Below are 25,284 nucleotides of genomic sequence, written 5' to 3'. Positions count from 1 at the left end.
ACCCCGCTACGCACCCCGAAACCGGAAGAGCCACTTATAGGCATCCTCGATGCTCTGATCTTGGGCAATGTGAACAAAAAAGTAACACAAGCCTAAAATGTTCCGTTCTCCTGTTGAAAGCTTCTCAGGTGAGACTATCCGATCGTTGCACAACACTCTGTACCCTTTTTCAGCTGCGCGCAGGGATAGCTTTCTAGATGCAAATACCGTAAACAGTCGAGAATTAATCTCCTTGATGGCAATATCGGTCTTTTTGATTTTCCTTTCTAAGTCTCCTATTCTGTCAAGGTTGGAATTGATTTTATTCTGCACTTTGTTTAGTTGGATGCTAAGTGCAGATATCTTTAATTCAGATTGTAGGGCCTGTATGAGGTCGGATCTATTCTCTCTTATTGCTACGTTTAAGTTGAGCTTCTTAACGTCGGAAGATAGACGTTCGAAATCAGTTACAATAGAGTTGTGTTGGTTGACCGATTCTTGAATAAGTGCAATGCAATTTTGGAGATCGTTTAATTCGAGCTCTAACGAGTCAAAGCTGACATCAATCCCCAGGTGGGGTTGGTCTTCCTTCTGTTTTATCTGGCTATTAAGTAAAATAATCTCTTTGCGAAATCTGTCAAAACTATCTTTAGTTTTCCGTTCTAATTCGCTAGGAATTTTCGCAACGCTTGGTAGCGAAAGCAGATCCGGGATGGGAGCTAGAAGGCGAGTTACTTGTTGCGCTTCATTCTGCATACGGAGTGTTTGCAATTGTTTCTTGGCAAGATTTCGAAGATCTTCTTTTAGTTCGGTGGTGACCTTCTGTAAGCACTTATCGCAGTGGGACGGGTCTTGATCTAGAAAGTCGATAAGATGGTTTAACTGGCTGACGGAGGGGTAAGCCTTAGCGAAAAGTCCGACTAACTGGCTAGTAGGGTTGGTCGAATCTTCTTGCGGTGTACCTAGAAGACTTCTCTTGACTGCTTCTTTGTCGAAAGGATTGCGAAAGGTTGGGGCTATCCAGTTTTCTGCTCTCAGCCCTCTGTAGGACTCAAGATTCAGAATCTCGCTTTGTAGGTTGTTTTGCAGCTCGTCCAGCGGCGTGTCGTTCTTATCGAAAACTTTGGGTGAGGCTAGCTGCTGTAAAATTGTGTCAGTGACATTCTTTCGGGCGCGACCTTCAATCTTAGCTGATCTCTTGGCCCAGGTTTCCTTTAGATTGAGCTTTATATTTTCAATAGTTTTCTGGTAATTTTCATTATTGACTCGGATGGCTTCGGTCAGTTCATCGCATGTCTTGGACAGTGAATGGTTGGCGGATTCGAGTTGCTCAAGTTCGTGGTCAACGTCAACTTGCGGTCCGACTAGTGCGATGGCGCCTAGTTCGTCAGAAGCTATTTTAATATTTTCATTTACGAACTCTTCGTTGAATAAATAGCAGTTGTCAATCGCTTCTGGAACGGGTAGTTCGCTGATGCCATTCTCTTTACAGTAGAGAGCGGTGAATGGCGGGTTCTGCTGGGATGCTGGGTTGCCTAAGAGCTTCGCGAGGGTAGATTTTCCAGAACCATTTTTTCCGTAAGCAATAGCCAGTTGGGATTCGACGGGGTTTCCTTTCTTGCTATTTCTGATGAAGAGCTTAAAATCACCCGAAAAATTGAGCGGGTTATCGCTCGTGAACTTGAATCCGCATAGCCCCACAGTGTCTAAGAACAATTTACCTCTTTTCAATAAGCTTTGAAGCGCTTATCGGGCTTCACCTAGATATAGTTTACCTTTGATTGACCGCTATTGAAGTGTGAATAGGTGGATTGGCCAGTGCTACACAATCGAATGAATCAGTTCTAGCCTGATGTTGGCCAAAATCGTGGTGCATGCTATAAGCCATCGAGCCTTTTGGATAGGTTTCGCTTTGCCTTGGCAGTTGTGGCAGCAGCACTGAGGCTGCATAGTTTTCGGCAACTCTACGAGTCAGATGATGTACTGCTTATCGGACGGGCTTTTGTTTTCATTAATAGGAGCGCTAATAGGAGCGCTTGTATCGGACAATTTTTCGTTTCCAGAACGTATACTGATCTGCCTTTATCTATCTGGGGATCCGCCGCCGCGCAACCTTGGCGCAGCGGCGTTGACCATCTCTGTGCTCGTTGGGCATAATGTTCGGTAGGGGCAGTCCTACTGTGTGTACAGCTGCTCGACCTTCACCGGGGCTACTGGCAGGTGAGGGTCATTTTTCTACCGTGCTTGGGGCCGGTGCCGCTATGTTGGCCCGAGTCGCTTCTTAATGGCATCACTCGCATATGCAAACGGAATCCGCTCCTGCTCGATTCGCAGCCTTCCTTTGGTGAAGAGTTGGCGGTAGGCGCGCTGCTCTTCGGTGGTGAGGTGGGTGAGGGTGGCGGAGCCGTCGCCGGGGTCGGGGACGGCTAGGTGCTGGAATTCGGTGACGGTGGCGGGGTCCATGAGTAGTGATGTGGTGTGGGGGAAGTGGGCGCGCACGGCGTTGAGGATGGCCAAGCCGGCGGCGTCGAGGTCGCCCCAGTAGGTGATGTCGGCTTTGTGCAGCCAGCCCAGTGCGTGGAGTTGGTGGGCGGCGGTGCCGGAACCGAGGATGGCGATGGTGGTTGGGGAGGCGTCGGCAAGCGCGGGAAGCGCCAAGAAGGTTTGTTTGTTCTCCACGATGAGCACCCGGGGTGGGGTGTCGGGGAAGAGGGTGGCGGCGTCGGCGAGGGGGATTTCGATATCGGAGAGTGCCGGGGCGTGGTTGAGGTAGCGCAGTCGCAGGCGGGCGTCACTGCGGCGCAGGCCCAAGTCCGTGATGCCGAAGGGAGCAAGGAGTGCTTGGAGCAGGCGGCGGTGGGTGCCTATCCATTTGCCGTCCACACCTTCCACCGGCACGGCGCGCTCCCATTCGCCGGAGTGGGGGTTGGCGCGCAGCCAGGTCAGACACGGTCCAAGGCAGCGTAGGTCGTAGGTGCTTAAGTCCTTCCACTGGTTGTACGTGCGGCGGACGGTATGAGTGAAGTCCGGGGAGCCCGGAAAGATGGCGGCGATATCGTGGGCGCGCTGGAGGGCCCGGTTGTAGTCGGACATCAGCCCCGCGGCGGCAGCGATGCGCGCGGCGCCGGTGAGTACTGCGCGTGTGGGAACGTCGTTGGTGCCAAGGCCCGCGCGGGACCAATTGCGGGATTCATAGATGACCTCTTCCTGGTGCGGCCAGCGCTGCCAGGCGCGGATGAAGTCCCTCGTGGCCTTGATATCGCGGGCGGCGGCCGTAGCTGTTGGCGGGTGCAGCGGCCAGTCCAGGTTGAGCGCAGCGGGATCAGCCAGTGCTTCGGCGAAGTGGTTGTGCAGGTACTTGGCGGCATGCCCCTGCAGGTCTTTAGGAGTCCGCATCGTCGGAGTCCTTGGGGTCGGGTTGTTGGGGGTCGTGGGTGGTGGAGGCGTCGATAAGTTTGTAGCCCGTGCGTGCCTGCGGGCGGCCGTCGATGGTGGGCTCGTCGTAGCTGACCACGATGGTGCCGTCCACATAGGGCGAGAGAGTCTGGATGAGCTTGAACGGCGTGGCCAGAATCATGTGGAACCCAAAGGATGCGAAGACGGACATAGCCGTGCGGGTGAAAGTGGGGTCCGCGCGGTCAAAGGCCTCATCCAAGATGATGGACCCATAGGTGGGCACGTCCTGGTCCGGCTCCGCGAGGCGGAAGCGCAGGGCTGCGGCCAAGCAGAAGAAGACGAGCTTCTGTGCCTGGCCGCCGGAGAGCGAGGCGGAGTCCTGATAGGTGTTGGCCGTCGTGCCATCGGGGTAGCACTCGCGGCCGACAAAGCTAACGTGCCGGCGGGTATCCAAAACCACGTTGCGCCAGCGGATATCCTCCGGCTGGCTGGAGCCGAGGTGGCTTAGGATCTTGTCCAAAGCGTGGTAGCGCGCAATGGCTGCCGCTGGATCATCCTCGGTGACTTCTGCCAGGCTGTAGGAGGTGGCGGCATCGAGATCCCGCTGGAATTCTTGGACCACCTGGCCGCGGGCGTCCTTGACGTCGATGCGCAGGGTGCGCTCACCGTTGAAGGGTGAGCGCTCCAGGGATTTGTTGATGTAGTCCATGCGCATCTCAATATCGCTGCGGGCGCGGCGCAGATCCGTGGCCAGGTGGGAGAGGTTGCGTACCGTCTGGCCGTTGAGCAGCTCGAGGAAGCGGGCACGGAAATCAGCCAGGCGGTCCGCCCGGAGGAACTTGAGCTTTTCGATGCCCTCGCCGGCAAAGCTGGCCTGTGGCTCCAAGTCGGCGGCCTCCGCCGGCCACTGGGACAGGTAGGCGTGCAGGACGGAGACGATCTTGTCATTGGCCTCCTCGATGCGGCGCGCGGCCGTGCGGGAGGTCTCTTGCAAACTGGCCTGGACTTCATCGCGGCGGGCATCGATGTCATCGATTGTGAGACTGCGTTTGCCTTTGTGCAGGGCTTGAACAACTGCCGTCTCAATGTCCTTATCCGCGATGTCCGGCATGGGGCCGATGCCGCGGCGGCGAGTGGTGGAGCGATCGAGCTCGCCTTCGACGTCGCCCAGGTGCTTCTGTGCCTCTTTGAGTTTGGTGCGGGCGGCGTCGAGCTTCTGCTTGGCCTGGGCGTGCGCGGCGGCCAGCGCCTGGGCCTCCGGGGAGGAAGCCAGCGAGTCATACTGCTCCTGCAGATCGCGCTTGCGGGCCTCGGCGGAGGCGGTGTCGATGTCCTGGAATGAGGTATCCAGCACCTGCTGGGCCTTATCGCGCTGGGAGCGCAGGATGTCCATCTTCCGGTTAAAGTCCTGGACCTGCTTGGCCGTAGCGCGGGCGGTGGCCTTGGCTTCGGTGAGCTGGGATCGCAGCAGCTCAATCTTGGCGGTGTTGGTGGAGCCCACCCGGTACCAGGCGGTGCCGCTAAAACGCATGCGGTCATCCTTGATGAAGCGCGTTGAGCCGTCCTTGTCCTTGGGGTGGCTTTCCAGGCCATCGCGGGTAATGGCCGGGGTCTTGGTGACCTTTTCCAATTCCGCTACGGAGTCCACGCATTCGTAGTTGAAGCGGCGCGAAATGTGGTGGCGTACCCAGCTCGCCATGGCATGGTCTTGGAACTCGAGTTTGTGGATGAGCTGCCGCGGGCTGCGCGCGGATGCCGGCGCTGGGGCAAACTCCGGGATGGTGCGGTACTCCAAGCGCGTGCCCACGTTGCGGGAATTGACCCACTGGTTGATGTCTTCTCGCGCGGCTTCGGGCACGAGCAGGGTGGCGGCGAAATTGTGCAGTAGCTTCTGGATCACCGGCTCCCACTCGCTCTGGTGCGGGCTGATATCGATGAGCTCGCCGGCGAAGGGGAGCTCGGACTCGGCATAACCGGTATCGCGGGCCAGCTGCGAGCGCAGCTCCACCAAGGCCTTATCGATGTTAGTTCTCCGCGAGCTGAAGGAACGCAGCTCGCTGTCCAACGTGGAGCAGGCGGTGGCGGCGTCGCGGGCGGCCACGCCGGCCTCCTGTTGGTGGTTGATGAGGTCTTCGAAGTCGGCCTCGAAGTCCGCGATGCGGATCTTCGCATTGGCCTGTAGTTGGGCGAAGCCATGCGGGCTGAGCTCGTAGTGATCAGTCCACTGTCCGGCCGCTGTACTGAGGCGCTGGAACTCCTTCGTGCGGTGCTCAATCTCCTTTTCGGCGGTTTCTATCTTGGCCCTTAAGGTATCGAGCTCACCCGAACTGAGCTGGGAGACGGCCACTGCGGCGAGGCGCTCTGCGTCATCGAGGTGAGCAACATCGGCGTCAAGGGATGCGGCCTGAGACTGGGCTTCGGCCAATTGCGCCGCAAGGGCCCGAATGCGAACGTCCAGTTCTTCAGCCACCAAGCGGGAGCGTACAGCTGGCAGCGCCTCAGCCATGGCTTCCGCTTGTGCTTTGTCCGCCTCCGCGCCTGTGCGCTGGGAATGCAGCTGGGGCAGGGGAGCGAGCGTATCAATCTGGGCCTTGACGTCCTCGACCCTTAAATAGGCTTGGCGCAGATCCTCAAATTGCTCGACGGCCTCATCCGCCTTCTCAAAGGTAGCCGGACGGTCCAGCATGTAGTCCCTAAAGAGCTGGTCCAGGCTGGAGAGGGACTTCGCGGATTGCGTGCGGTGGAGAAGGAGCTGGCCCTCCACATTCTTGATGCCTAGGCGTTTGCGGAAGCGGTCTGCGAACGTGGTGTAGGTCGTCGTGAAGGACGTGCCGGGGCCTTTGTACAGTGCCTTAATCTTGCGGGTGTCCAGGCTGCGGGTGAGCAAGGGGCTGAGATTGTCGATGTCCTCGTCGCCCGGCACCAGCCCATACAACCTCTTGATCTGGCCTACTGAGTTCTCACCGCCGTTCAGGCGGAAGATAGCGATGAGGGTGTGCTGCTTGCCCGCGCCGTTATCGTAGGTCAGCGCCACGACCGAGTTGGTGGCGCCCTCCCGCAAATACTCGGGAGCGATCTCACCGGTCTGCGTGTTCTCCCGCTGCCGCCACGCGCCGCGCACATAGGAGACGAGGTTGCGCCCGTTGTGCCGCCCAAGGTCCTGTTGCGACGCCGCGTTGAACTTCAAGTGACTTTGCGGAACAAGAACCGCAGACATGGCATCGAGCAACGTGGACTTGCCGGAACCCGAGCCGCCTGTAATGAGGAAACCCTTGCGAGCTACCGGGATGGAGAAGTAGCCGTGGAAAGTACCCCAGTTAATCAGCTGGATGCGGCTGATACGGAATTGTCCGGGGTAGTAGGTGGTGTTCTTAGTCATCGGAGGCATCCTCCTGCAATTGTATCTGCTCCGGTTCCTGCTCATCCTGGTCTTCCGTCTGCGCCAGGCGGGCGTATTCATCCCGGATGGCGGAGACCGTGGAGGCGTCGAAAAGCTGGCGCAGCACCGGGGAAACCTCAAAGCGGCCCTCGGTTTCGGTGGCGCTGATGAGGGAATAGTCATTCTGTATGCGTTTCATTGCCGCGTTGAAGCGCTTAGTGAAGCCGGCCTCGTCGCGGTTATCCACCGCACGGACATAGCCGATGCTCTCCCGGAGATCCTCCACGTCCACGATGACGCGCTCGCCGGGCAGGGTGAGGCCCAGCTCCTGGCGCAGGTTCAACAAGATGGCGGTGTCGATGTGCTTAAGCTTGTCCGTGCGCAGCACCTGCGGGATGCTCAAGCTGTCTTCCTCCACCATGCGGGTGAATGCGAAGCCTTCCGTCTCATCCACGACGAGCTCCAGGAACACCTCGTGCAACCGAGCGCGTAGGTTCTCCTCGTCGGAGATGATCGCCGCCCACAGTACCGGTTCCTTCTGCGCGCGAATGAGCGGGCCCTGCAGCAGCTGCACCAGCGCGCGCCGCGAATGATAGGTCAGCGTTCCTTTATCGTGTTCCCACAGCGGCGGCTCGTGCGCGGCATCGACGCGGGGGCTGTTGGCGGCGGTCACTGTAGCTCCTTAACGGTGGTGTGATCGAAATACATGGTGGGGATCTGGGCGCAACGCACGGTACCGTCTTCCTCGGTCCACGTGACTGTCTCGTGTTCTTCTTTCAGCGAGGGCAACGGGTGGGAATCCGCGATATGTACCAAACCCACCACACTGGCCAGACCTTGCGTCGGGGGATAGGCCTGCAGCACCTGGCCAATAGTGCAGGGGCCGGACTTGGCGACGGCCCCGCGTACCGCCTCGTGCAATTCCTCAAAGTCGATTTCTGATTCGCGGACCAGCTCATAGAGCGCCTGCGGGTCTTCCGTGCCGGGCTGGTAGGCCACTGGCGCCTCCTCCACGACCTCCCGCCCGGGATTGGCCAGGCGGATGCGGGAGACCGAATGAATCGACATGCCGATGCGCTGCAGCGGTGTGTCCATCCGGTGAAAGGCCTTCAGCTCGGAGTTCTGCGCGGCATCAATGGCCATGCCGCGGGCCTCGCGCAGCAGCTCATTCATGCGCCGGTCCTCCGCGAATTGCTCGGAGGAGACGTAGTTGCGCAAACTGCGTGCCAGCCCGGTCATGGTCTGGTTGACCTCGAAGCTGGTTTCCTCCATATCGCGGAAGAGGCTGCGCAGCCGCTGCCTCCTGTCCGGGGCAAGCTGCTGCCCGGGCTCGCTTTCCAAAACCTCCTTGATCCATTGGTCCAACCAGGCGCTGCGCTCCCTATCCATCAGGAGGGAATAGAAGCCGCGGAAGCTGCGCCCAGCCTCCGATTCCGCAATGTGGTCCACGCCGTTGAAGATTTCCTCCAGCACCTCGCCGCGGTAGCCCTCCGGATCTAAGAGCTGTCGGCGCAGCTGGTGGTTGAGGGCCTCGAGCTCATGGCGGACCCGGGCGAAATCACTCGGCACGGCCATGGCCATGTTCAGTACGTCTTGGACACGCTCTTCCGTCTCCGCGGCGGTGAGGCTTTCAAACTGCCCGAGGTGTGCCTTTTCAATCTCGCGGTCAATGCGGTCACGTTCTGCTTCCAAGCTGGCCACGCGGCTAGCGATGTCCTCGTTGGTATCCCGTGCCAACCTTTGCAGCGCCGAGCTGATCGACTCCACCCGTGAGGCCGTCACCGCGGTTACCGGTGCTTCCCAGCGCTCGATGGCTTCGAGTGCTGAGAGAGCATCTTCACTGGGCTCGAGCGTTTCACCGTGGGAGCTCTTGCCGGACTTTCTAATTAACCAGCCGGCCTTAACCCAGTCATTGCAGTAGTTCTGTGGCGTGCGGGGCATGGAAAACTCGCTGGCCAAAACTTCGAAATCGGTGACCATGAGCTCGTATACCTCTGCTGCTGGGCGCGCCCGGGTGCCGCGGGGGAAGTACTCCGCAATCAACGCCAGAATCACGGGCGCGTTGTCTGCAGCCAGGAGCCGGATTGCGGCGGAATCGCGCATCAGGCGCCGGAGGGAGAGGGCGCGTGCTTCAACAGACATGTCTTGATTCTGACAGGTGTGCCGGACATGCGCAGTCACGACTGGTTCAAATATTCGAAGCCTCTGCCTGGTGCATGACCTACAGAGCACAGGTCGAACTAATTACGCCCATGGAGGCGGGGTCAGAAGTGAAGCTTTAGGCTGCGTCCACCTGGTCGTCTTGTACCTCAACGCGGCCCATGAAATACCGTGAATGCGACTTTTTCAAGGATTCCAGGGAAGGCGCTGAAATATGGGCGATCTCGATATCAGGATCGTCGATCGCTGCTTCGCGGCGGAGGCGTTCCTTAAGCGCTTGAGTCGAGTCCGAGAATTGTTTGATGAAAGACTCGCCTGAGCGACGTTTGTAAATGATTATAAATTCAGACACTGTGCTGCTCCGATTCATCTGGCTGTCCAGCAAGGATTTTAGTTGTGCGCGGCCCCTAATCTAGTAGGAATCTGTAGGAATCTGTCTAGCACGGAGTTCTAGCTGTTGTCGCGAGTGAACCCCTGCTTGGCTATGGTCGAGCTTCTCTTTCTGAAGGCTGAGGTGAGAGCAGGGACGTTGGCATCGAGAAAGTCGTGCACGGTGGCAGAGATGGTCTCTTTATCATCGGTATCGCGAGTGACTCGGCCAACCTGCTGAATGACAACGCCGCGGAAGCTTACTGGTGCTGCCAGCACAAGGGTATCCAGCGCGGGAAGATCAATGCCTTCGCCAGCCACCTGGGACATGGCTAAAAGGACGAAATGCGGCGTTGTGGCAAGCTGCTCACGGACGGCTTGCCTCTCGCTTGCCTTTTGTCCGCCGTGTAGCTGAAGGATGGGGAAGGGGGCGTCGGTAAGCAGGGCGTTGAGGGCCGCGAGGTGTTCGCGTCGTTTCACTAGGACGAGGACCGTGTGCTTATCCTGCGCTGCTTGAGTGATGACATTGGCGATGAGGCGGTTGCGGTCCTCATCCGCAGCCAGAGCGGTGTCGAGGTCGGGCCAGAACAGGTAAGGAGAGTCGTAAGTGAACTCGGTGTTGTGGACTACGTAGTCGCGGCGTCCGGGGCGCTCGAGCTCGACAGTATGGCGGATAGGGCCGCAAATGAGAGGAAGTAGCTTATCGAGGCCGTCGGATCGGTACGGTGTCGCGGTCATACCGAGCATAAAACGAACATTGAGGTGGGCTAGAACGTTGGTTAATCCGGCAGCGCCGACTCGGTGGCATTCGTCAACGATGATGTGGCCATAGCTGGAGAGAAAGTCAGTCTTGGAATCGCTACGGCTAATGGATTGGGCAGTGACAATGTCTATCTCTCCACTGAGCTTCTTTTTGGAACCTGAGTATTGTCCAACCTGAGCTTCCGGGAGGAACTGCTTGAGGGCTTGGCGCCATTGGGTAGCTAGCTCCCTCGATGGAACTATCACTGCGGTCGGGACCGAACGCTGGGCGATGATTGCACACGCCATGACGGTCTTTCCAGTACCAGGAGGAGAAATGAGCATTCCGGACTTGTGCTTGAGCATCTGTTTGACGGCGGAATGCTGGTAGGGGCGTAGTTCGCCGGCGAATGATGTATCGATGCGTCGGGGTTTGGGTGTGCGGCCGCGACGTGTGACGGTATATCCGGCAGCCTTCAAGATGTCGACGACGTCATCGAGCGTGCCGCGGTCGAGCGTGAGGACTTGGTCCTTCTCATCAAAACGTACGATGATCCGTGGAGTGCCGAAAGTGGAGAAACGCTGGGCCTGTTTTATATAAAATTGCGGGTTGGCAATAGCGCCTAGGTGCCGCAGGGCCGTACGGGTGGTGGCGTCGACGCCTGATAAATCGACGTGGACGTGTGAATCGTGCGTGACGTGGACTTTTCCGGAGGCCTTGAGCTTCTTTAGTACTGCGCGGGTGGGTGCCTGAGGAAGGGATGTCTCGGGATCGGGCTGAAGCGCAGCGTAGATTTTCTTGAGCTCGGAAAGCGTTGACTTCTTCGTTCTTGCCAAAGCTTCGAATTGGTCTGGCAAAGGTTGAAAATCATTGTCGACGAAGACTGTTGTGCCTTCGGATCGATGGTGGCCTGCTAATGGGAGGGCAATCAGGTTGCCGAAGCCACGGCCTTTAGCCGGCAGCGTGTCTTGGGATGGAAAGAATCGGTCGAAACTGGAGAAGTAGGAATCCGGGCTAGCCTTGGCAAGAAGCCCGATGCCCACGGACCGAGCGAGGCCGGCGGGAATAGGTTCGTCGAAGAATACCCAGACATGAGCTCCGTTCCCAGAGCGCGATACTTCTATGAGCGGGTCGAGGCCCTGGTTCTTGCATTCTTCCGCGTAGGCGCGGGCGGCTTGCTTGAAGTCGTCATCATCAAAATCGCAGACCAACAGCCGGCAACTATCATCTGTGCACAGTGGATAAAGCCCAACGTGAAAGTGATTATCACGGCGCAGATGTCCTTCGATCACCTTCGGTGTCAGGGGCTTTAGGTTGGGATTTCTTCGGTCATAGTAGCCATTGCTAGCCGGGTACCAAGCCTTCTTTCCCGCAGTATTTTTGGCTACTGCGTAGACATCTGTCCTCCCAGTGAAGTAATCCATGAAGAGGGCAATTTTCTCTTCAGGTGAGCGGTTTTCAGAGTGAACGTTCGCCGGCGGCGGTGTGACTGCAGTACTAGGGCGCGAAGGAGCATGACCGAGGGCCTGCAGTAGTTGGGCCACCTGGGACTCCAATTCGCTAACGCGAGTTTCAAGTGCTTGGAGGCGTTCCTGTTCAGTCATGGTGCGTGTTCCTTGTGTGTCGGAACTAGTTTATCGGACGGTGTGCGGGTAAGAGCCTTGTCGGCTTGGTGTTGTATTGCTTAGAATAAGCGTACGACGAGCCGGCTACCGGAACGTTGTCGCCTGGAGCCGCGTAGGCTCCAGAGCTTTGTGGAGGGCCTTCTGGGAGCAGTGATGGAGTGCGTGCTTTAACAGTCAAGCCGTGATTCTGGCAGGTGTACCGGGCATACGCAGCAAGTGGAGCATTGGAGCGGCCTCTATGCACCTCTAGGCATTCGCACACAACTCGGTTGTCCTTGAGAAGAGTCTCACTGAAAGGTGAAAGACACTTCAGGTGTAAGTGTCATGCTGGGATAGGAGGGTTGATGACTTCCTCTACGCAGATTCTCCAACGAGTGCTAATCTCTGAGATAAGCAGGTGCTGACTACTAAAGGGCGAAGGAGGGACTAAATTGACAAAGTCGACCGTTTCAAAACCTGACCACATTAATACTTCTGTAACTCAGGTCCAAGATATGGATGAGGAAGACCGTCGCCGCTACGTTGAGTACTTAGGGCGGGAGATCGCCAATTGGTCCGCGGAACTTAACCGCCGTCTAGCTTGACCATTTATCCCGACGAAGAGGAAGTCCTAATCGTCGGAGAATTGGCTTGTGGGTCCCCTCTGCAAATCCGTGATTCAAATCAGTTTAAAGCAAATGTAAACCGACCGGTGACTACTGTTCTCGGGAGAGACGCGTTTCCAACCGCTTGGGATAAAGCTGCAGCACTTCTGCATTCTTTCTGCACCACGCAAAGTCTTTTCGATGGTAACAAGCGGACTGGCTGGGCGGCTTGCTGGTTGTTTCTCAGGCTGAACTTGGCAGTAGGGCCCCTGCTTGGAAAAGTTGATGCAGATGCCTCTGAGCATCTTGTGGAAAGAATAGTCAGTGAAAAAGTTGGCGTGCCTGAAATCGCAGATGCTTTGCGGTCTTTGGTGGCACCTTTCCTAGGGAACGCCGGTAATCTACCGTCAGGGTTTAGCGTAACGAAAATAACGGATGAAGGGGAAGACTATTTTGTAGGGGTTGGAAAGACTCCTGACGGAACTCGCTTTATTTACCTGTATCTCGCGGTGAACCAGAGTACCCCTATTGAAATGGTGCTTACTCCCGATCAAGCACGCGAAGCAGCTGAAGAATTACTCCAGTATGCCGATAACCCTCTAGAGAAAAAGAGAATAAAGTTTAAAGCTCGAGCAATTCAAGCGCACTTAGACATGCATGACTGGTCTAGGTACATCTAGGCAGTTTGAAATACCAGAGCAAGCGCAATCTAGCTCATGCGCTAGCCGTGACCAGCTCCTTGAGTGCATTGAGCGTCTCGCGTGAGGCGGTGCCGTAGCGCTCGCGCAGGAAGTGGTGGGTGGCGTCGGGATTGCCCAGGGACACGGGCGCGTCGCTGAGGTTGTGCAGTTCCGATTCGCCGGCGGAGGTCTTCTCCACGGACCAGAAGCTCTCGGGGTGCAGGCCCAGCTCGCCGGCGCGCTCGAGGACGCTGAAGGTGTGGGAGGCAAAGATGAGCTGCGCGCCGTTGACGTTGATACTGGGCTCGCGGAAGGCCTGGATGATGAAGTCAAGGAGCGCTGGGCGCAGGGCGGAATCCAGCTCATCGGCCACCAGGATCCCGCCGCGGCGCAGAGTATCGAGAACCAGGGGAGCGGTGGCCATCCAGTTCTGCGTGCCGCCGGATTCATCGGTCAGCTTCAGCTCGTAGAAGGAATCATCGGACTTGTGCTCCACGATGATGGCGTGCAGCAGGGATTCAATCTCCGCATCGGAGTAGGCACCAAACTCATCGGGGCGGCGGATGCTGCCATAGCTGTGGCTGAGCGCATCGATGACCGGGCGCATCTGGCGGAAGACGTGCTCGGGGATGTGGTCCTGGTTGAGCCGTACGGAGTGGATACCGGCATCGGCCGCGCGCAGCAGCGCGGCAGCCTCATGCAGGCGCAGCTTGCCCTCACGGATAAGGGTGGTGATGCGGGAGGCAGTGCTCATGGAAGTATGGCCGTGCGGCAGGTAAGCCACGTCGTGCACCAGGGCGCTAGCCAGCGGGGCGAGGACAGGGTGCTCGTCGCGCAGGCCGGCGGAGAGGATTAGCTCGGTGTCCGTAACGGGGCCGAGCTTGGCGACGTCCCCCTTGTCCATGAAGGACCTCGTCCACTGCACCTCCTCACCGCGGGTCCGCACGAAGCAGGGGCTCCACCTCGTCGATGGCACGCGGCTGAGCCATTCCGCGTGCACGCCGGTGAAGCTCCACTGGAATCCGTAGAGGTAGCGCACGCCATCGAGCTCAAAATCCAGCTCGAAGGTGCTGGGCAGGCGCTGCGTGCGAGGATCCAGGCGGTACGGGGCGTGGGGGAGTTGGTTGGGTGGGGCGTCGGCAAGCCAGGTGGTGGCGGAGGATTCGATGGCGAGCAGGGCGAAGGCGAGGGCATTGAGGACGCTGCTCTTTCCCGACGCCGTGGGGCCGATGAGTACGGAGGTGGGCTCGCTGACCTGTGCCCATCCTTCCTCCGGGGCGGTGGAGTGCTGCCAGTGGTGGTACAGCGAGAGCGTTTGCGTCGCGCGGATGCTGCGGAAGTTAGACACGCTAAAGGAAAGGAGCCTCATGGTCGCGACACTACAGGCTCACACATGCCGGATCATAGACAGCTGTCCTAGGCCCGGGTGCGTGCCCTCATCCGGATTTCAGACTCACCCCGGCGGGCGCTGGTAGCGTTTACTACACACCGCAACAGCAACCACAGGAGGCCGCATCCTATGGACGGAGATATCACTGGGCTGCTTGTGTGTGTCGGTTTAGTGCTGGTCATGGTGGCCTATTGGACCTTTTATATCCGGTACGTGCGGAGGAATCCCCAATCAGAAGAGTGGTACGACTCAGCTGATGCAACAGGTGCAGAAAGCGATGGCGTCCTTTTCATTTATCCTTATGGCACGCTCATTATGGGCGCGGCCGGTGCCACAGGGTTGGTGGCAAGTGCGAACCTTCCCGAGTCCGTCGAAACGGTGCTGATTGTTCCGCTCGTGGCAGCTTTCGTCATTGGAGTTATTGGGTTTACGGGGGCGATTGGGATTCCGCTTCCGTGGCCTTTTGTTCCGCGGTGGGTCGTGGACATCCGCAAAGCAAAGCGCGCGCGACGCCGCGCGCGCAGGCAAGCCAGAAGAATGAAGAAGAAAGAATAGGCCTGGTGGCTAACTCAGTGTGCTGGAACCTAAGTGAACAGAAACCTGTCTTGGCGGTGAAAGGGCGGAAGAGCACTGCTGAAGCTTAGACAGCGATTTCAGGGGCCTAAATTGTCGTTTTCTGGGCCCGCCGATTAATGTTGCTGGGAGCGGATTCGCTGTGTGCATAAAAGCAGGCGGGGAATACGCGGGGCTATAGCTCAGTCGGTTAGAGCTACGGACTCATAATCCGTTGGTCCCGGGTTCGAGCCCCGGTGGCCCCACAGCTTAAAGCTCTCATTGTGCCCTCTTGATGCTGCCCTTATGACGGGTGTTCTTACTCCTGCTCGATCGTTGGGATGGTGCCGTGTCTTGGGCCTGTTGTACTCTTGGCAGGAACCGGAAGGAGGGCAGACATGGAACAATATACGGCGCGGCAAATAGCTGAATGGTTCGTAGCGTGGGCTGATGAAACTGACGATGCAGAAATTACGCAGCTCAAGCTTCAAAAGCTTCTTTATTACGCCAAAGGTCTGCATATGCGTTCTTCTGATGGCCTGCCGCTTTTCCCTGACCGAATGGAAGCATGGGCGCATGGCCCAGTAGTTGTAGACATCTACCATGACGTCAAGCACTACGGAAAGCTTCCCATAGACCCCGATGAGTTCATCTCAGATGACTTTGATTGGGATGATTACCGTGACGTCGAGCAGGATCTGATTGAGGTGTGGGACAAATATGGCCCATACTCTGCATGGGCATTGCGTAATAAAACCCACACCGAATCTCCTTGGAAAAAGAACTTCGTCGAGGGCAAACGAGGGCTAGAGATTACGGATGCCGATCTGAAGAACTATTTCTGCTAGCCGTGGGCAAGAAAAGTAAACGGCGGGGGAGCAGGCCAACCAGAGGGGCGAGGAGCGCCCCAGAGTCGAGTGTTGTGGATGCTCTTCGCAGTTCTAGGGCTGACTATCCGCTCCTGTCAACGCGGTTCCTGCAGAAGGGGTGGGGCTTCGGGGAGCTAGATGACTCGATGCGCGCGGAGTTTTTGGAAAAGTGGCACAAGCGGTCAGTGCTGTCATGGAAAGAGCTGGCACAGCATCCCAAGCACGGACTTGGCTCAGAGTTTATTCCGGCAAGCGCGATCATTCCTAAGATTCCTCGGCAGTTTCAGGACGTCGAGAGGTTCCGGGTTTACCGCCACAAAGGGAATCTCCCTTTTGCGGGCTGGAAAGACGGGGAAGTGTTTTATGTCATTTGGATTGAGAAAGCCTACAACGAGCTCTACGTGCATTAGCGCCTTTTCTAAGCGTCCGTGGCCCGCCAGCCAGGCGGCGTATTTCAAGGAATAGCTCCTCAATGCGAGATATCGCACAGCACCCGATACGATGACCACCATGAGCGTTGTCGAGATGGACCCATTGATCGAGTCGCTGTACTACTGGTCCGACATCATTGGTGTTCTCCTCATGGGCATGATTGGCGGCACCATGGCCCGCCAGCGTGGCTATGACATCGTGGGCTTCTTCTTCATCGCGATGTTCTCCTCCCTCGGTGGCGGCATGATCCGTGACGTGCTGATCAACCGCGGCACCGTCGCTGCGATGAGTCAGCCGGAGTATCTCTACTTGGCGTTCGCCGGCGCGATCATCGCCCGCTTTGTCTACTTCAAAGGAAAGACGTGGGACTATGTCCAGTCCCATGGGGATGCGGTGGTCTCGGCGCTGTGGGCGTCGACAGGCGCGCTCAAAGCCATTGCCTATGGGCTGCCGCTGATTCCTTGCATCATGATGGGCGTGTTCACCGCCACGGGAGGTTCCATGATCCGTGACATCGCCATGGGGCGCGAACCCGCCGTCTTTGGGGATAACACACCCACCGTGATCCCCGCAGTGGCCTGCGCTTTGGTGGTCCTCGGCGCGGATTCGGCCGGCTACTTGGCCTGGGGAGTCATTCTTGGCCCGGTCGTCTCCTTCGTGATGACCATGCTGGGTATCTGGGCCGGGTGGCGCGTGCCCGCCCGTCAAGAGTGGGCGCCGGTTAATGACACCGCGGCCTACGTCATGGTGATGGCGCGCAAGGCGGAGAGCAAGGGCAGGGCCGTGGGGCGTCGCCTAGAGCCCTCCAAGCTCCGTTCTTGGCGCCACAATCAGATGGAAAAGGCACTGCAGCGCCGTATTGAGCGCGAGGTGCGCGCCGGCAAGCGCCGTTCGGAAGCAGCCATCGACGCCACCGAGTTCCTCGATTCCTTCAATGAGGAAGTGGCGGAGATGTCGCAGATGATGGAGCCGCCCGCCGCGGAAGCGGAAACCTCCGATTTCGGCGTGGACTTGAGCGGAGATTCCTACGAGACCCCGAGCACCGAGGGGCCGACACCACGCGAGCTTTTGGATCGCATTTTGGCCGATGACCAGCTCACCGATGAACTGGTGGAGAGGCTCATGCGCCGTTATGAAAAGAGAGATGATTAGATCCTTTAAAGTATTAGTGAGAGTGAGGTGATGAACGCGTGACTTCGAGGCGTTCTTTTCTAGGCATGCTGGCGGCGCTAGCGGTGTCGGGCGTCGTGGCGCCCACGGTGGCGGGATGCACGGCGGAGCCTGGCAACGTCGACACCTCTGACATGAACCTCATCACCACGGATATCTCGGAGCCACAGCGCACCCTCATCCCGGCTGATTCCAACGATGCGCCGGGGCAGACCATCATCAACCTTGTGTACTCGGGGTTGATGTACCTGGATGAAACCGGTGGCGCTCACTATGACTTGGCGGAATCCATCACACAGGTCGATGACACGACATATGACGTGGTGATTCGAGATGACGCCGTGTTTTCCGACGGTTCAACCGTGGAAGCAGAAGACTTCGTCGATACGTGGAATACCGCGGTGCGCCAGTCGCTGCTCTCCGCGCATCACTTTGAACCAATCCGTGTCTTCCACGAAGGCAGGAAGTCAATGCGCGGCCTTAAGGTGACGGGGCCGAAAACTTTCCGCATTGAGCTCTCACGCCCCACGGCGGGATTCCTCGAGCGCCTGGGATACTCGGTCTTTTTCCCCATGCGCTCCGAAGACCAGGATAGGCTGAGCGATCGCGGAACGGATCCCATCGGCAGTGGGCCTTATGTGCTGGCTTCCTGGGAGCGCGAGAAGGCTGTGACACTCGTGCCGAACCCTCGCTACAAGGGGCCGCGAACGCCGCAGAATGAAGGCATCAAGTTCGTGGTGTATTCCTCGGAGGAGCAGGCCTACCAGGACCTCGTAGATGGCAAGCTGGATGTGCTCACGCGGATCCCGGCGGAGAAGCTAGGCAGCTTCGAAAAGGAACTGGGCTCCCGCGCTTTGAGTAAGCCGGGTGGTTCCATCATGGAAATCACCATCCCCGCCAACGATGCGAACTTCCGCGGTGAGGCCGGACGCTTGCGCCGCCGCGCGTTGTCCATGGCAGTGGACCGTGAAGGAATGGCTCGGGATATCTTCCACGGAATGGTGCTTCCCGCCACCGGCTTCGTCGCGCCGCTGGACGGTTCCATTCCGCCAGCACCGGAGGGGGCCGACGTCTTGACCTACCAGCCGGATAAGGCCCGCGAACTGTGGGAGCAGGCAGAGAAGCTGGAACCGTTTGATGGGATTTTCAGCATTGCCTATAACACCGACGGCGGTCACAAGACCTGGATCGACGCCGTGGCGAAGCAACTGACGGATACTCTCGGCGTGCCGGCGGAGGGCCATGAGTTTGCGACTTTGAAGGACCTCAGACAAGAGGTGATTGCCCGTCATCTCACCGGTGCCTTCCGCACGATTTGGCAGGCGGAGTTCCCAGAGGAATCTACCTTCCTGGTGCCGCTATATGCGTCTTACTCTTCGGAAAATGAATCAGGCTTTAACAGCTCTGAATACGATGAGCTGCTGAAGAAGGCGGGTCAGGCGAAGAGCCGGGAGGAAGCCCAAAAGCATTACACGGAGGCCCAGGGCCTGTTGCTGGAGAAGATGCCGGCGATTCCGCTGTGGACGACCAAGACTTTCTGCGCTTTCGGCGAGGACATCGTCCCCGCGGGCTACACGTGGAAGCCAACTCCGAATTACTATCTCATCCACCGCGCTTAAGGCTCCAAGGGTTCTGTCAGGCTGAAGGACTAGGCTTGGCGCAATGCTGAAGTATTACTTGTTCGCCATGTGGCAGGCCATCGTGGATCACGGCCTGCCGCTGCTGGGAATGCTGTTGTTGGCGATTCTCATCCCGCGCATCGGCCGCTTGGCAGTGAGGGTCATTGAGTCCCGTTTGGATGAGAATCAAGAGTCCACCAAGGCGCGTTTGGCGCTTGCCGGTGCACTGGTCTACGTGGCGCAGGCGGTTGCCTATTTCCTTCTTGTGTTGGCCGCGCTAGCCAACGTCGGGGTGCCACCCCTCGGCGCGGCTATCCCGGCGACAGTCGTTTCGGCCGCCGTCGGTTTTGGCGCGCAGGCCATCATCGGTGACTTCCTCGCGGGCTTCTTTATCCTCTCGGAAAAGCAGTTCGGCGTGGGTGATTACGTCAGCTTTGACGGCGTGACTGGTGTGGAGGGCACCGTCGTTTCACTGACCCTGCGAACGACGACTGTGCGCACACCCACCGGTGAAGTGGTCATGGTGCCGAATGGTTCCGCGGGCGTGGTCACAAACTTCTCGCAAGAATGGTCACGCGCGGTGGTGGATATCGCCATCCCGGTCCACGAGGGCGAGTCCTTGCCGGAGATCACCGAACAGGTGGAAAAAATTTCGAAGCGAGCCCTTGAAGCCCCAGACATCCACGCGGATGTGGCCGGTGAACTCGACGTTCTGCCCGCCACTGGGCTCACGGCCCCCACTGCGGCCGGCCAGCCATGGCAGGTGCAGTACCGCGTCCTCGTACAGGTCAACCCCGCCCGCCAGTGGGCGGTGGAGCGCGCGATCCGCTCGGCGCTGCTCTCCACCTTCTGGGATCTGTACAAGCTTCCCACCACTGAGGGCGTGCCGGGGGATGCCTCGCAGGAGCTTGGCGACGTCTCCGCTGCCGACGCCCCCACCACCATCATGCCGGCGGCAGATACTGCGGAGCCTTCGCGCAAAGACGTGGCATCGGATGCGGAGACGGAGGCCATTGCTGCCGACGCCGTCGCTGATGCCGGCGCTATGCCCCAAGACAGCAAGGATGACGGGCCGGGCCGGCCGGCTTATGCGGATGACTCCGAGGAGGAAGAAGAGGACGATTATCAGCGCGGCATCTGGCGCGACGATAAGCCGGACAACAAGTGGAACTATTTCTGGACGCTTGGCGGGCGCGTGCGGGCCTCAACCACGGGGCTCATCGCCGGCCTCGGTGTAGTTGGCCTGTTGCTGCTTTCCTCCGCTAACCCTGATGGGGTGGACGCCGGGTGGCTATCGCCCTCGCGGTGGATGGGGCAGTCCGAATCCACTTCTGAGTCGGCGCAACCTTCTGCGTCTTCATCCGCGCCACTGACCACACCTCAGGAGGCGCCGGTTACTGACTTCACGGGCTCCGCAGAACAGGAGCCGACGGCAGAAGTTGATCCGGACATGCCAACTGATAGCAACCCGGACAGCGAAGCTGTGTATGCCCCCGCGGATCCGCAGGACACCGAAACCCAGGCCCCAGTGGAGCAAAACTCCGAAACGCCCGCGCCCACGGCGAATGAGCAGCCTTCCGCGATCGTTTCTGAGGGAGCCGCAGAGCCGTCCACCGTGATGTAGCTCCGCGGCATCACCGAGAGGCGCCACAAAGAGATGAGAGAGGCGCGTGGAGAGGGCGCATCAGAGATATGAGTGATAGGGAAGTGCAGCGACGTAATGCGCTACATTTTTGATATCGGCGCGGCGGGCTCATCCGTTAACGCATGCGGTGTAGCCCGCTGCTGATTTCCAGCTCGCTGTGGCTTTCCGACGTGATGTAGCCCTCGGTTGAGCGCGATTTCCTGCGGGGTAGTGCTGCAGGATATAACTTGAGTTTATGAAGAAGTTCTCTCGTGCGGCCCTCGCCGCCTCTGTTTCTGTATCTGTCGCACTGTCCGTTGTTGTTCCTGCTCAGGCGGAGACCACGACCCCTAACGCCGAGGCAACCGCAACGGTTTCCTCCGAGTCTGACTCCTCCTCCCAGGAAGCTGATTCCTCGAGCCAGGGTTCTGGCTCCTCCAACACGGACGAGGATGACGCCGAATTCCAGCAGTCCTCCGAAGGTGAAATGATTGCACTCGGCGTGGGTATTACCGCAGCGGTCCTCGCGGCTGCCGCCGGTGGCGTGTACTGGGCGGTGCAGCAGCGCATCATTCCGAACCCGCTGCCGGGCATCATCCCTTCTCCGCCGGCACCAGCTCCGGCACCGGCACCTGCTCCTGCACCGCAGCCTGCCCCTGCCCCTGCCCCCGCGCCGAAGCCAGCTCCGGCTCCTGCTCCAGCCCCGGCGCCCAAGCCGGCTCCCGCACCTAAGCCGGCTCCGGCCCCGAAGCCTGCCCCCGCGTCCTTTACTCGCTGCGCAGACGTGTGGAACGCACTAGGCCGCCCGATCTATGCGGGTGAGCCAGGTTTCCGCTCCAAGTTCGACCGCGATGGTGATGGCGTAGGCTGCGAGCGCGATCCTCGTTAAGCTGGAGCGCATGAGCGCATTTTCTTCCCTTGAGTCCTGGCCAGTCGATACCGTTGCCGCCGCCTTGTTGCACCGCGGCGAGGTAGTAGAGCAGCTGGGGGATGCCTCCCGCCGCTTCCCGGTGGCCTCCGTGACCAAGCTGGTGGCCGCCTATGGGGTGATGGTGGCCGTGGAAGAAGGGGCGGTGGAGCTGGATCAGCCGGCAGGCCCTGAAGGCTCCACGCTGCGCCACCTCTTGGCACATGCCTCGGGCGTGGGCTTTGATTCCCGCGAGCCACAAAAGCCCGTAGGGGAGCGCCGAATCTACTCCTCGGCCGGCTATGAATGGGCCGCCGAGGAAGTAGAAAAGGCCACCGAGATTCCTTTTGCTGAATACCTTGCTGAAGGCGTGTGTGCTCCTCTGGGCATGCGGGCCACTACCTTGGAAGGCTCGGCCGGGCACGGTTTGGTTTCTAGTGTGGAGGATCTCGCTGCCTTTGCCGGCGAGGTTTATTCGCCGCGCCTGCTCGATCCTTCGACGGTGGAGGAAATGCGCAGCGTTCAGTTTCCGGGACTGCGGGGCATCGTGCCCGGCTATGGCAGCTTCAAAGACTGCACGTGGGGGTTGGGCTTTGAAATCCACGGTGAGAAGCAGCAGTGGATGGGTGGCTTGCCCGCCGATGCCGTGGGGCACTTCGGCATGAGCGGTACCTACCTGTGGGTGGCTGGTGACTGGGCCATGGTTGCGCTGACGGACCGCGATTTTGGCGAGTGGTGCAAGCCTTTGTGGGCCGAGACCAACACGGCCATCTGGCAGGAGTGCCAGGCGGGCTAGCCGGGGTGGCATGACGGTGTTGAGCGTCGTCGCGGCGTACCGTAGGGCGCCGCAACGGGGGTAGTGGGGTAGCTGTGGCGACAACGCGCGCGTGTTGCACGCGTTGGCTTATGTGACTGAAGTGATTGATGGGGCGATTTTCGGGGTGGAAGTCTCAAGTTCTTGTTGAGGCTGTGGGGGCTTAAGCGCAGGTTGAGGGTTGTTGTGGCTCAAGTGGCGGGGGAAAATTGTGGGCACACAACGACGCACCGCGTGGCCGCATACTGCGGCGACACCAAGCGGTGTTCGCGCCTCGGCGCGAGTGACGTGATGAAGACAAGTTCGTAGGGGAAGACGAAGCTCGTCTTGCGTCGGCGCATGCCGGCGTGCCATCACTCGCACGTCAAAGGAGTTTAAGGAGTGAATCAACGCGTTCACCCGCAGCTGGCCGGTGACACCGCGCCGGCCGCTTCAGCCACCCCACTTGGCAGCCCGGCAGATAGCTGGCCCAACCGCGCCTGCGGTGAGGTCTGCACCGCCGTGCTGCAGATCTCGGGCATGCCGCGCAACCTGCGCCCTGCCATCGAGCGCGCCATGGCGCGCTGCATCAGCAGCGAAAGCGAGTTCATAGTGCCTGGTGATGACCCGCTGACCGCCCAATGGTGTACCCGTTGGCACCGCGACCCAGTATGGGATCCGCTTAGCGGCCGCGTTCCTGACAACGCAGGTGGCCTCGGGATAGGCTGCCAGCAAGTTATTACGGGAACGCCCAGCGAACTGGACGCGCTGGGCCGCGCCGTGGAGATGTTGGCGGGGGAGTACGGGTTCAGGGGCGTCGTCAAGCGTGCGGTCTAAGTCCTAGTCCGCGAAGGGATCGAGGATGCGCTCCGGAAGCTCCGCCACGGAGTCAATGACGTGAGTCGGGCGGAAAGGGTAGCGCTCGATGATGCTGTCATCACTGATGCCGGAGCGCACCAGGATGCTGCGCATGCCGGCCTCCAGACCGGACTTGACGTCAGTATCCATGCGGTCACCGATCATGACGGTATTTTCCGAGTGCGCGCCGATGTTATTCAACGCGCTGCGCATCATGACGGGGTTCGGCTTGCCCACGTAGTAAGGCTCGCGGTTGGTTGCCGCGGTAATCAGCGCCGCAACCGCACCCGTGGCCGGGAGCACGCCCTGCGGGGCCGGGCCCGTGACGTCCGGGTTGGTGGCAATGAAGCGCGCGCCGTTGCGGATAAGGTTGATCGCCGTGGTGATGGCTTCAAAAGAATAGGTGCGGGTCTCACCCAAGACCACGAAGTCCGCGTCGCGGTCGTTGAGAATCCAGCCGGCCTCGTGCAGGGCGGTGGTCAGGCCGGACTCGCCCACGACGTAGGCTGTGGACAATCCCGCCTGGTTGGACAGGAAGGCCGCCGTGGCCGTCGCCGAGGTCCAGATGCGCTCCGCCGGGATGTCCAGACCGGTGTTCTTCAGACGTGCAGAGAGATCCCGCGGGGTGGACATCGAGTTGTTCGTGAGCACCATGTACTCGATGTTGTTATCCTTCAGCGCCTGGATGAATTTATCCGCGCCGGGAATCATTTCCCCTTCCTTGATGAGGACGCCGTCCATGTCTGAGAGATAGGAAATCACGAGTGTTCCTCCACATAATCAGCAAGTTCGCCCACCGTGGTGACGGAGAGCATGGTTTCTTCGTTGAGGCGGACCCCGCAGGCCTCTTCGAGACGCACAGCTAATTCGATGCGCTCGAGCGACTCAACCCCCAGGTCCTCCAATTTCGCTTCGCGCTCCAGGCCTTCCTCCACGCCGGTCACCTTCGTGATGAGGCGGGTGAGCTCGCCGTATGCGTCCCCGGCTGGGGAAGCTTCTTTTTCTTCTGCCGGCGCGGAGCCGAAGCGGGCTTGGAGTTGCGCTGAAAGGTCATTAGCCATGGGGCCCAGTCTAGTATTGAAATGTCATGGTTATTCGAGCACGTTCCTCCGCCATCGCCCGCAGCTGGTCGCGCCGGGCCCGCCCTCGCATGCGCTCCATCGAGCACACCGTCCACGGTCAGTTGCATGATCTCACGACAGAGCCGGGACTGACCGGGGTGACGGACTCGGGCTTCGTGGACAACGACGGCGTGCGCGTGGCATGGTACGAGGTAGGCCCGCAGGACGCGGAGGTCACCGTGGTTTTCATCCACGGCTACTGCTTGTCTGCTGAGAGCTTCTACTCCCAGGTCAACAACGTGCGCCGCAACTACCCTTCGGTGCGCTGCCTGCTTGTCGACGTCCGCGGCCACGGCCAATCCACCCACGTCGCCCCCGCGCAGTGCACGGTTCGGGGCGCGGCCGATGACGTGCTGGCCGTCATCGCTGAGCGCGCCGCCGAGGGGCCGTTGGTGCTGCTTGGGCACTCGATGGGCGGAATGATTGCGCTTAACCTGCTGCGGCGCGCCCCGCGGGAGGTCTTTCACCGCGTTAAGGGCATGACGCTGGTGGCTACCTCGATGCAGCGCTTTGCGGCCGAGGGTGTGGCGCGAGTCTTGGAATCGAAGACTCTGGGCATGGTCTATCGCGCCTGTTTGCGGTTGCCGAGCCGGCTCAACCGCGTGCGCTTCGAGGCCGCCGCACTCATCGCCCCGGCCTTCGCGGCGCTGCTGCAGGGCTTCCCGCAGATGGACAAGCTGCAATTCCACGTGGCGATGCTGCTGGATACCCCGATGTCGAGCTACGCAGGCTTCTTCGACGACTTGGTGGAGCACTCCGAGTTCGGCGCGGCGGCCAGGCTTAGAAACGTGCCGGGCGAAATTGTGGTGGGCAGCCTCGACATCGTGACCCCGCACCGCCAATCGGAGGTCATTGCCCGCCACTGGCCGGATTCCACCCTGACTGTCATCGACGGCGCCGGGCACATGGTCATCTTGGAGGAGCCCAGCGAGGTCTCCAAGGCGTTGGGGCGCGTCCTCGATGGGGTGCTGGGCAGCTAGGGCCTGCTGCTGATGGCGGTTGAGCCTTCTATTGGCGTTGGCTGGGCCACGCGCG

General features: G+C 59.4%; 21 protein-coding genes and 1 tRNA gene. 12 read left to right on the top strand and 10 right to left on the bottom strand.

What is annotated here, in order from left to right; translation table 11 throughout:
* Positions 1–6: 6 nt before the first annotated feature.
* The 7 genes from HMPREF2808_RS01865 to HMPREF2808_RS01835 form a co-directional block, all read right to left on the bottom strand.
* On the bottom strand, positions 7–1,695 hold the full coding sequence (locus HMPREF2808_RS01865) for an AAA family ATPase (protein ID WP_070623386.1): 1,689 nt from the start codon (positions 1,693–1,695) through the stop codon (positions 7–9).
* A 543-nt stretch (positions 1,696–2,238) separates the two neighbouring features.
* Complete coding sequence (locus HMPREF2808_RS01860) at positions 2,239–3,375, bottom strand: DUF3322 domain-containing protein (RefSeq protein WP_070623383.1); 1,137 nt, start codon at positions 3,373–3,375, stop codon at positions 2,239–2,241.
* Positions 3,362–6,754, bottom strand: a complete 3,393-nt coding sequence (locus HMPREF2808_RS01855) for an ATP-binding protein (RefSeq protein WP_070623380.1) — start codon at positions 6,752–6,754, stop codon at positions 3,362–3,364. Before HMPREF2808_RS01855 ends, HMPREF2808_RS01860 begins: the two co-directional genes overlap by 14 nt.
* The gene (locus HMPREF2808_RS01850) at positions 6,747–7,427 is read right to left on the bottom strand and encodes a DUF4194 domain-containing protein (protein WP_070623377.1); all 681 of its coding nucleotides are present in this window, start codon (positions 7,425–7,427) and stop codon (positions 6,747–6,749) included. The genes HMPREF2808_RS01855 and HMPREF2808_RS01850 overlap by 8 nt, the downstream gene beginning before the upstream one ends.
* On the bottom strand, positions 7,424–8,896 hold the full coding sequence (locus HMPREF2808_RS01845) for a DUF3375 domain-containing protein (RefSeq protein WP_070623374.1): 1,473 nt from the start codon (positions 8,894–8,896) through the stop codon (positions 7,424–7,426). The genes HMPREF2808_RS01850 and HMPREF2808_RS01845 overlap by 4 nt, the downstream gene beginning before the upstream one ends.
* 136 nt (positions 8,897–9,032) lie before the next feature.
* The gene (locus tag HMPREF2808_RS01840) at positions 9,033–9,266 is read right to left on the bottom strand and encodes a hypothetical protein (protein WP_070519692.1); all 234 of its coding nucleotides are present in this window, start codon (positions 9,264–9,266) and stop codon (positions 9,033–9,035) included.
* Between the two features lie 98 nt (positions 9,267–9,364).
* A complete protein-coding gene (locus HMPREF2808_RS01835; protein WP_070623371.1) occupies positions 9,365–11,629 on the bottom strand; it encodes a DEAD/DEAH box helicase in 2,265 nt (754 codons plus the stop codon).
* 601 nt (positions 11,630–12,230) lie between these two features.
* On the opposite strand from HMPREF2808_RS01835, the gene HMPREF2808_RS13265 reads away from it, so the two are divergent.
* Positions 12,231–12,914 carry a type II toxin-antitoxin system death-on-curing family toxin gene (locus HMPREF2808_RS13265; protein WP_141752571.1) on the top strand — a complete coding sequence of 228 codons (684 nt, stop codon included), beginning with the start codon at positions 12,231–12,233 and terminating at the stop codon, positions 12,912–12,914.
* A gap of 34 nt (positions 12,915–12,948) precedes the next feature.
* On the opposite strand, the gene HMPREF2808_RS01825 is transcribed toward HMPREF2808_RS13265, so the two are convergent.
* Positions 12,949–14,283, bottom strand: a complete 1,335-nt coding sequence (locus HMPREF2808_RS01825; protein WP_070623368.1) for an AAA family ATPase — start codon at positions 14,281–14,283, stop codon at positions 12,949–12,951.
* A gap of 150 nt (positions 14,284–14,433) precedes the next feature.
* On the opposite strand from HMPREF2808_RS01825, the gene HMPREF2808_RS01820 reads away from it, so the two are divergent.
* The 10 genes from HMPREF2808_RS01820 (at position 14,434) to HMPREF2808_RS01775 (ending at position 23,107) form a co-directional block, all read left to right on the top strand.
* Positions 14,434–14,859 carry a hypothetical protein gene (locus tag HMPREF2808_RS01820; protein ID WP_070532726.1) on the top strand — a complete coding sequence of 142 codons (426 nt, stop codon included), beginning with the start codon at positions 14,434–14,436 and terminating at the stop codon, positions 14,857–14,859.
* A 189-nt stretch (positions 14,860–15,048) separates the two neighbouring features.
* Positions 15,049–15,122 (top strand) — tRNA-Ile (locus HMPREF2808_RS01815).
* 132 nt (positions 15,123–15,254) lie between these two features.
* Positions 15,255–15,704: a Panacea domain-containing protein gene (locus tag HMPREF2808_RS01810; protein ID WP_070532722.1), complete on the top strand. Its 450-nt coding sequence runs from the start codon at positions 15,255–15,257 to the stop codon at positions 15,702–15,704.
* A gap of 74 nt (positions 15,705–15,778) precedes the next feature.
* Positions 15,779–16,135, top strand: a complete 357-nt coding sequence (locus tag HMPREF2808_RS12880; RefSeq protein ID WP_083303775.1) for a hypothetical protein — start codon at positions 15,779–15,781, stop codon at positions 16,133–16,135.
* A 100-nt stretch (positions 16,136–16,235) separates the two neighbouring features.
* Positions 16,236–17,309 (top strand): trimeric intracellular cation channel family protein, encoded by a 1,074-nt coding sequence (locus HMPREF2808_RS01800; protein WP_070623401.1) that lies wholly within the window; start codon positions 16,236–16,238, stop codon positions 17,307–17,309.
* 38 nt (positions 17,310–17,347) lie between these two features.
* On the top strand, positions 17,348–18,946 hold the full coding sequence (locus HMPREF2808_RS01795; protein ID WP_246818491.1) for a peptide ABC transporter substrate-binding protein: 1,599 nt from the start codon (positions 17,348–17,350) through the stop codon (positions 18,944–18,946).
* Between the two features lie 43 nt (positions 18,947–18,989).
* Entirely contained in the window at positions 18,990–20,570 is a 1,581-nt protein-coding gene (locus HMPREF2808_RS01790) for a mechanosensitive ion channel family protein (RefSeq protein WP_070623362.1), read from the top strand.
* Positions 20,571–20,826: 256 nt separating this feature from the next.
* The gene (locus HMPREF2808_RS01785; RefSeq protein ID WP_070623359.1) at positions 20,827–21,459 is read left to right on the top strand and encodes an excalibur calcium-binding domain-containing protein; all 633 of its coding nucleotides are present in this window, start codon (positions 20,827–20,829) and stop codon (positions 21,457–21,459) included.
* A gap of 10 nt (positions 21,460–21,469) precedes the next feature.
* Complete coding sequence (locus tag HMPREF2808_RS01780) at positions 21,470–22,273, top strand: serine hydrolase domain-containing protein (protein WP_070596523.1); 804 nt, start codon at positions 21,470–21,472, stop codon at positions 22,271–22,273.
* Between the two features lie 399 nt (positions 22,274–22,672).
* Complete coding sequence (locus HMPREF2808_RS01775; protein WP_070596522.1) at positions 22,673–23,107, top strand: hypothetical protein; 435 nt, start codon at positions 22,673–22,675, stop codon at positions 23,105–23,107.
* Positions 23,108–23,110: 3 nt separating this feature from the next.
* Here HMPREF2808_RS01775 and HMPREF2808_RS01770 read toward each other — a convergent pair whose 3' ends face one another.
* Both HMPREF2808_RS01770 and HMPREF2808_RS01765 read right to left on the bottom strand, forming a co-directional pair.
* Positions 23,111–23,890 (bottom strand): HAD-IIA family hydrolase, encoded by a 780-nt coding sequence (locus HMPREF2808_RS01770; RefSeq protein ID WP_070532705.1) that lies wholly within the window; start codon positions 23,888–23,890, stop codon positions 23,111–23,113.
* Complete coding sequence (locus HMPREF2808_RS01765; RefSeq protein WP_070519714.1) at positions 23,887–24,189, bottom strand: acyl carrier protein; 303 nt, start codon at positions 24,187–24,189, stop codon at positions 23,887–23,889. Before HMPREF2808_RS01765 ends, HMPREF2808_RS01770 begins: the two co-directional genes overlap by 4 nt.
* 26 nt (positions 24,190–24,215) lie before the next feature.
* Here HMPREF2808_RS01765 and HMPREF2808_RS01760 point away from each other — a divergent pair, with 26 nt between their 5' ends.
* Positions 24,216–25,229: an alpha/beta fold hydrolase gene (locus HMPREF2808_RS01760; protein WP_070596521.1), complete on the top strand. Its 1,014-nt coding sequence runs from the start codon at positions 24,216–24,218 to the stop codon at positions 25,227–25,229.
* Positions 25,230–25,284: the final 55 nt, after the last annotated feature.

It is taken from the genome of Corynebacterium sp. HMSC078A10 (genome assembly GCF_001811565.1).
GTDB classification, from domain to species: domain Bacteria; phylum Actinomycetota; class Actinomycetes; order Mycobacteriales; family Mycobacteriaceae; genus Corynebacterium; species Corynebacterium hesseae.
This window is presented reverse-complemented; position numbering and strand designations above follow the sequence as displayed.